The following is a 7,270-nucleotide window of genomic DNA, read 5'->3' on the forward strand; positions in this document are numbered from 1 at the left end:
GCCGTAAGATTAGCTGAGAAGTCGGCGGGGCAGCGCCCCCCTCTGGCCTGCCGGCCATCTCCCCCACAAGGGGGGAGATTGGCAGCTTCAACCCCTCACCCGATCCCGCCCGCCACAGCATAGGAGCCAGCGCTGCGCCCATCCGGCAGCCGCACCACGACCGTGACGATCGACCCATAAGCGCCGCGCCAGACGCTGTGGAAGCCCTGATGCGTGGCGGCGGGCACGGAGACGCGGCCGGTGTAGCGGTTGCCGTCCCGCCGCATCGCCATCGGCTCGCCGTTGACGTGAACCTTGACGTTTGCCCCATCGGCAGCGCCGGCATCCAGCGTGACGACGATCTCGGCGGTGTCGCCGGCAGGAATGGTCTCGGCGGTGAGCGTGATGGCGAGTGGCGTGTCGCCGGACCGTGCTGGAATGACGCCGCCACCCGCAAACACATCGTCCGCCAACGCCGGCGTACGTGGCGCGGTGGTGCGGCGCCTCGTGGCGCGCTCGTAGTCGCCGGCCATCGAGAGCAGCGCCACATCCTCATAGGCCTTGCCGGCGAAGGTCAGCCCGACCGGCATGCCGATGTCGGCCATGGTGCCCATCGGCACGGTGACCGTCGGGATGCCGAGATGCCGCCACACCAGATTGCCGTTGGCGACCCAGGTGCCGTTGCGCCAGGCCAGCAGCGCGGAGGCTTCGTTGACGTCGGCATCGGCCGGGCCGACATCGGCGGCGGCGGGCAGCACCACGGCGTCGAAGCTGTTGGCGCCCAGCCAGTCCTCGAAATCGACGCGCCTCGTCGCCTCCAGCCCCTCGAGGCCGGCTTGCATTGTCGGGATGCGCTCGAACGGCGTCACGCCCTGCTTCGCCCGCTCGACATAGTCGGCGAGGTCGAAGCCGTCATCGCCGTAGCGGTCGGGCAGCGCGCCCGGCGGCTGCGGGAAGATTTTTGCGCCGTCGACCGAAGCGAGATCGGGAATCGCCGGATCGGCGTTGGCGCGCAGGAAATCGTCCCAGGACCAGATGCAAAGATCCCAGATCTCGCGCTCGGCGAAATCCTGCGGGACCAGCCCGCGCTCGACCATGGTCTTCGCGCCGGGGCGGTCGCGCTCATAGTTGGAGACGACAGGGAAGTCGACCTCGACCACCTCGGCGCCGAGCGCCTCAAGATCCGCCGCCGCCTGCCGCCAGAGGTCGAGCACCGAGGCGCGCGTCTCGATCGGCTTCGCCGCTTGCGCGTCGCGCCCGATGTACATTTTGGGCACGCCGAGCCGCTTGCCCTTGAGCGCTCCCGCCAGGGGAAGCCCGGCGTAGCTCGCCGGCCTCAGCGCCGAGGCTTTCGGAATCGGCACCCAGGGCTGCACCCGCCAGAAATCTCCCCTCGCCTCGGCATCGTCGGCGACGATCACGTCGAGCAGTTCCAGCATGTCGGCGACGGAGCGTGTGTGCGGCACCACCACGTCCATGGTCGGCACCAGCGGCCAGTTGCCCCTGACGGAGATGACGCCGCGCGACGGCGTGTAGGCGACCAGCGCGTTGTTGGAGGCCGGCGCGCGGCCGGACGACCAGGTTTCCTCGCCGAGCCCGAAGGCGGCGAAGCTGGCAGCCGTGGCGGTGCCGGAGCCGTTAGAGGAGCCTGAGCCGAAAGCGGCGGTGAGATAGTCCTTGTTGTAGGGGCTTTCAGCGCGGCCATAGACCCCGCGCTGCATGCCGCCATTGGCCATCGGCGGCATGTTGGTGAGTCCGACCAGCACGGCGCCGCCGGCGCGCAGGCGCGCTATGGTGAAGGCGTCCTCATTGGCGACGAGATGCTCGAAGGCCGGCGAGCCGGCGGCGACCGTCAGGCCCCTCACCTTGTAGCTGTCCTTGGCGGTGTAGGGGATGCCGTCGAGCGGCCCGAGTGCCTTGCCCTCACGCCGCCGCCGGTCGGAAGCCTCCGCCTCCGCGAACATGTCGGGATTGAGCACCGGCACGGCGTTGAGCGCGATGCCATGGCGATCGTAATGCGCGATGCGCCGCAAGTGGGCGCCGACCAGTTCGACACTGGTGACGGTCCCTTCCTCCAGCGCGCGGCGCAGGTCGGCGATCGAGGCTTCGACGAGGTGGAAGTCGGTCATGGGTGAATTGCGGCTCGTCATGTTCATTGCTGCATAGCAGGCATACATTTGCAGGTCGCGTTCCGTCACACCCCCCTCTGCCCTGCCGGGCATCTCCCCCGCAAGGGGGGAGATCGGATGTCGCTATGCTTTCGCCAATCACCTACGGTGCAAGAAAGGCGCCGCCGCCAGCACTGCCGATCTCCCCCCTTGCGGGGGAGATGGCCGGCAGGCCAGAGGGGGGTGCCTAGGCGCCGAGCAGCAAAGCCTCACTCCTGCGGCGCCCCCGCAAACAGCACCACCCCCTCCCCGCCGGCTGCCGGCCAGTCGCGGATGGTGCGGTCGTAGCCGCCGGTCAGCAGTGTGCCGTCGGCGGCGAAGGCGACCGCATAGATCGGGCCGGTGCCGGGGTCGAACTCGGCGATCTGATTGCCGGTGTCCATGTCCCAGATCCGCGCCGTGCCGTCGAGCGAGACCGATGCCAGCCGCTTGCCGTCGGCGGACAGCGCGATCTCATAGACGGTGCCGGAATGGCCTTCGAAGCGGCGCACTTCCCTGAAGCTGTCGAGGTCCCAGAGCTTGATCGTATAGTCGCCGCTGCCAGTGATCGCATGGTGCCCGTCGGCGGTGAAGAGGGCGCCATAGGCGCCCTGTTCGTGCCCGTGCCAGCTGCGCAGCTGCTTGCCCGAAACGATGTCCCAGAGTTTCAGCTCGCCATCGATGCTGCCCGACAGGGCTTTCGTGCCGTCGGGCGAGACGGCGACCGAGCTCACCGACCAGTCATGGCCGGGCAGCACGTGCAGCACGTCGCCCTTCTCGAGATCCCAGACGATGACGGCGCCAGTGTCGTGGCCGCTGACGGCCAGCTTGCCGTCGGGGCTGATCGCCATGTTCCTGACGCCGCCGTTCTGGCCGGCGGAAAAGACGTGCAGCACGGCGCCGTCGGCAAGCTGGCGCAGCACGATCTCGCCGTCGTCGCCAGCGGTCAGCGCCGTCTTGCCGTCGGGCATGAACAGCGCCGTGCGCGCCATGTCCTTGTGCTCACCCAGATTGCGGATCAGCCGCTTGCCGTCGATGTCCCAGAGCTTGATCATGCGGTCGGTGCTGGCGCTCATCACCTCGCGCCCGTCTTGCGAGACCGCCAGCCAGACGACGGCGTCGCGGTGGCCCTCAGCCTGGGTCGGCAGCGGCGGCGGCGCGGGCGGCAGCGGAGCGACGGTCTCGGGCGGTGAGGCCGTCGCGGGTGGCGGTGCCAGTTGCGGTGGCGAAGGAGCCTCGGGTGGCGCGGCGGGAGGCGCCAGCACGGTCTTCGGCGGCTCGGCAGGCGCGGCAGGCGGCGAAGCCGGCACGGCCAAACTTGCCGGCGCTGGCTCAGCCGCAGGCGGCGTCTTTACCGCCTGCTCCGGTGGCGCGGGCGCTAGAGCCAGCTCCGCCGGCGGCGTTGCGAGGGCCGGCGGCGCGCTGACGACATCCTGTCCGACCTTCGGTTCGTTCGCCGCCTCGCCGCCCCGCCAAGGCTGGTCGGCGAGCAGCGCCAGCACAGTGACCGCCGGCAGGACCTGGAAGAAGCGCCTGAGATGCGGCCGGCCGAGCTCCTGCACCTCCGCCGCACGGCCGAACAGTGGCGCTCCGGCCTGATGCGCCGGCCGTCCCGGCAGAAGGCCGGCGAGGAACAGCAACGCGCCGACCACCAGAGCGAGCGCCGCCACCAGGAAGCCGGTCAGCCGCATCGAGGCGGAATCGGCCAGCGGATGCGCGAGGCTCCCGGCTCCGGTGGCCAGAAACGGCCAGGCATGCATGACGCAGGCGATGGCCGCCGCCAGCAAGGGAAGCGAGAGCAACCTGTCCGTCGATCTGTTCATATGATGCCCCCCGGCCACCCTCTCCGCGCATGGAGAAGACCATCTCGACATCCTAGCCCAGCTTTCCGCGCAGGCTAAGTGTCGGAAATCACACGTGCAGGATTAAAATTGTGATCCGTGCATCCGCTCGGCAGAACAGTGCCCCAGCCGGCAGACCTTCGCGCCAGCCGACGTGACTATCCGGGTTCACGGAGTGTCTTTGATGCAACGCAACTGGGATAACGACAGAAGAAACGCCGGATTCCCCAAGAATAGACGGCAACATCGGGCCTTCAGGTTGACAGGGGACGAGAGTCTGACATCATCCGACCGCGATTAATGGAGAGTTGGATATGAAGAAGACCTATGAAAAGCCGGTCCTGCTCAAGAAGGACAGGCTTTCGGCGGTGACGGCGGGCAACGGCGGTTCCACCCCCATCCCCCAATGATTTCAGCCGGCTAGCGCCTCGAGCATCGTGGCGTGGCCCAATTTGACATTATGCAGTTGGAATGTCGGAGGCCATGAAATGAAGAAGACCTATGAGAAGCCGATGCTGGTCAAGAAGGACCGGCTTTCGGCAGTGACGGCGGGCAACGGCGGTTCCACGCCGATCCCAGGCTGATCCACCCAGCAAGAGCGCTGGCTAGTGACAGTGTTCGTCGGTAAGCGAGCACTGTCGGCCTTTCGAGAGGTGGCTCCGGATATTGGAGAGTGTGGGCATGAAGAAGATTTATGAGAAGCCGATGCTGGTCAAGAAAGACAGGCTGTCGGCGGTGACGGCGGGCAATGGCGGCTCCGGCCCGATAGGGCCGGCAGGCTGATCCGGCGCGAGTGCGCCAAAGCAAACGCCGACACTATCCATCCGGGCACATTTCGAGGACTAGACCATGAAGAAAACCTATGTGAAGCCCGTGCTCGTCAAGAAGGACAGGCTTTCGGCGATCACCGCCAATGGCGCGGGTTCGAACAACCTGATCTGATCCCTCGCCGGCCTCTAAATATTGTTTTGACGCAATTCCGGACGGAAAACCGCTACGCATTTTTCCTGGAATTGCTCCCTAGAGGACCAGCACCAGGTCATCCACCACAAGCTGCCAATGGTGTTTCGTCGACAGACGAACACGGGTCACGGCCTTCAGCATCGGCGCGTAGTGACACGGCGTCAGCGCCGACAGCGTGATCTCGTCACTCGCGATCAACGCGTCGCCCAGCCAGCTTTCGACCAGCGCCGTCTCCCCCTCCGACGCCAGCCAAGCTGCGGTCAGCATCATCGAATGCAGGCCGAAGGGCTGTTGCCGGCCGAATTCCGCCTGATGGCCGCTGCTCGTATAGGCGATGTAATCGCCCGAGACATTGCCGTTGACGTAGCCCTCGCTGTTCTTGGTGTTGTCGCTCGCCATGGCGTTGATATTGCGCCAGGAGAGCCCGGCATGGCCCGTGGGAACCTTGCGCAGGCCGCGCGTGGTGATGTCGTCGAAGCCGATGGTGCTGAGTGCCGCACCAGGCGCGAGGGCGGTGGGCGTGAGCAGGCCAAGATCGGTCGGATAGGCTGACAGCGCTAGCTGCCGGTCGAGACCGCCGCCGGTCACCACAATCGCATCAGCCTCGCCGGCAAGCGCGAAGCGGAAGCCTGCGCCGGGAACAAGCGTTCGGCTTTCAAGGACCTGGCCTTTGGCCATCACCGATAGCGTCGCCTCTATGGCGGCCGGGACCCTGCCGTTCAGGAACCGCCCGGGCGCAAGGCCGACCGGTTTCGGCAAGTCCTCTCCGACGAGGCCAGCCACGGAGCCGGGCACCTCCCGCAGGCGTATCGACTGGTTCTCGTTGGCGCTGCTGGCGCGCCAGCCGGGCGGCACCGAGACCGAGAAGCGGTAGGTGCCGGCCGCGCGGATCCTGGCCCTGCGGCGCCTGGACGACATCGGGAAATTGGCGAAGCCGGCGGGGTTTGTTCGCGCCGCGGCGATGAAGCCGCCGCGCTCGTCGTAAAGCCGCACCATGATGCCGGCCATCGGCCGGTCGGCGAGGCCATAGACCCCGTCGCCATCGACATCCATGTAGACATAAGAGGAGAAGTTGAGCTTGCCGCCGGTGGCTTGCCAGGTCGAGCGCACCGCGTAGTCACGACTGGGATCGGCCCGGCGCCGCATCCGCCGGCGCTCGCGCGCCTGCCAGACGAGAAAGGCAAGCAACGCTGCGGCAGCGAGAAGGATACAGGAGATGACGACGGTCAGGCTGGGCAAGTAGAAGCCTCGGCGGGGATGATTGCGGCACCCTAGCTTGCGATGTGGTGGCTGCACAGGGGGGCGCGAAGGATCGCGGCCGCCGCGAGGTCAGTTCTCCACCTCCACCCACACCGGCGCATGATCGCTGGCGTCGTCCTGCCCGCGCACATCCCGGTCTATGCCGGCCGCCTTCAGGTTGCGGGCGAGCTTCTTCGACAACAGGATGTGGTCGAGCCGCAAGCCGGCGTCGCGGGGCCAGCGGTTGCGGCGGTAATCCCAGAATGTGTAGAGCGTCTGCTTCGGGAAGGCCTTGCGCAGCGCGTCGGTCCAGCCCTGCTCGATCAGCGCGGCGAAAGCGGCGCGGCTTTGAGGCTGCACCAGCGCGTTGTCGTCATAGGAGCGGGTCGGGTAGATGTCGCGCGGCTCTGGCACGATGTTGTAGTCGCCGGCGAGCGCGACCGGCAGGCCGGTATCGAGCAACTGACCGGCATGCGCGGCGAAACGCTCGTGCCAGGCGAGCTTGTAGTCGAATTTCGGCCCCGGTTGCGGGTTGCCGTTCGGCGCGTAGAGGCAGCCAACAACGACGCCGTCGACCGCCGCCTCGATGTAGCGCGCCTGGCGATCGGCCTCGTCGCCGGGCAGCGCGTCGCGCGTCAGCACGGGTTCTGCGCCCTTTGCCAGAATGGCGACTCCGTTCCAGGTCGGCTCGCCCTTCCACACCGCGCCGTAGCCGGCCTTGGCGAGCCTGGTCTGCGGAAACTGCATGTCGCGCGCCTTGAGTTCCTGCAGGCAGACCACATCGGGCTTTGCTTCGGCGAGCCAGGCCAGCAGGTTTTCCAGCCGTCTGTTGATGTTGTTGATGTTGAAGGTGGCGATTTTCATTGGGTCATCAGAACAAGAAGCCGGCATGCGCGGCAAGTGGCCGCCTTACGAGGAGCATTGGAGCTAGCCCTTCAGCGTAAGCGCTGCCCCTCATCCGCCTGCCGGCACCTTTGTAACTTGTCCCTTGCCGACTCTGCTATTGCAGCAGGTGCGGTGGCGGACGAGAGACCGGAGCATCTTTGGGCCTTGAAGCCCGTGGGAGAGCGAGGGTCTTCGTCCGCCGTTCCATCGACCCCG

At 67.0% G+C, this 7,270-nt stretch carries 8 protein-coding genes; 4 read left to right on the plus strand and 4 right to left on the minus strand.

The window, feature by feature from the left end:
- Positions 1 to 95: 95 nt before the first annotated feature.
- Complete coding sequence (locus EN846_RS32545; protein ID WP_135859568.1) at positions 96 to 2,108, minus strand: amidase; 2,013 nt, start codon at positions 2,106 to 2,108, stop codon at positions 96 to 98.
- 248 nt (positions 2,109 to 2,356) lie between these two features.
- Positions 2,357 to 3,949: a WD40 repeat domain-containing protein gene (locus tag EN846_RS32555; RefSeq protein ID WP_135914095.1), complete on the minus strand. Its 1,593-nt coding sequence runs from the start codon at positions 3,947 to 3,949 to the stop codon at positions 2,357 to 2,359.
- A gap of 332 nt (positions 3,950 to 4,281) precedes the next feature.
- Here EN846_RS32555 and EN846_RS32560 point away from each other — a divergent pair, with 332 nt between their 5' ends.
- The 4 genes from EN846_RS32560 to EN846_RS32575 all read left to right on the plus strand — a co-directional run bounded on the left by EN846_RS32560 (position 4,282) and on the right by EN846_RS32575 (position 4,909).
- A complete protein-coding gene (locus tag EN846_RS32560) occupies positions 4,282 to 4,377 on the plus strand; it encodes a putative RiPP precursor (RefSeq protein ID WP_187331514.1) in 96 nt (31 codons plus the stop codon).
- Positions 4,378 to 4,455: 78 nt separating this feature from the next.
- Positions 4,456 to 4,551, plus strand: coding sequence for a putative RiPP precursor (locus EN846_RS32565; RefSeq protein ID WP_127286952.1), 96 nt, complete (start codon positions 4,456 to 4,458; stop codon positions 4,549 to 4,551).
- A 97-nt stretch (positions 4,552 to 4,648) separates the two neighbouring features.
- Positions 4,649 to 4,750 carry a putative RiPP precursor gene (locus EN846_RS32570; protein WP_127286951.1) on the plus strand — a complete coding sequence of 34 codons (102 nt, stop codon included), beginning with the start codon at positions 4,649 to 4,651 and terminating at the stop codon, positions 4,748 to 4,750.
- A 66-nt stretch (positions 4,751 to 4,816) separates the two neighbouring features.
- Positions 4,817 to 4,909: a putative RiPP precursor gene (locus EN846_RS32575; RefSeq protein WP_127286950.1), complete on the plus strand. Its 93-nt coding sequence runs from the start codon at positions 4,817 to 4,819 to the stop codon at positions 4,907 to 4,909.
- 78 nt (positions 4,910 to 4,987) lie between these two features.
- Here the strand turns inward: EN846_RS32575 and EN846_RS32580 are convergent, their stop codons facing one another.
- Together EN846_RS32580 and EN846_RS32585 are read right to left on the minus strand one after the other, a co-directional pair.
- On the minus strand, positions 4,988 to 6,169 hold the full coding sequence (locus EN846_RS32580) for a hypothetical protein (protein WP_128273448.1): 1,182 nt from the start codon (positions 6,167 to 6,169) through the stop codon (positions 4,988 to 4,990).
- A gap of 90 nt (positions 6,170 to 6,259) precedes the next feature.
- The gene (locus EN846_RS32585; protein WP_127394221.1) at positions 6,260 to 7,033 is read right to left on the minus strand and encodes an exodeoxyribonuclease III; all 774 of its coding nucleotides are present in this window, start codon (positions 7,031 to 7,033) and stop codon (positions 6,260 to 6,262) included.
- Positions 7,034 to 7,270: the final 237 nt, after the last annotated feature.

The organism is Mesorhizobium sp. M4B.F.Ca.ET.203.01.1.1 (assembly GCF_004791025.1).
Taxonomy (GTDB): domain Bacteria; phylum Pseudomonadota; class Alphaproteobacteria; order Rhizobiales; family Rhizobiaceae; genus Mesorhizobium; species Mesorhizobium abyssinicae.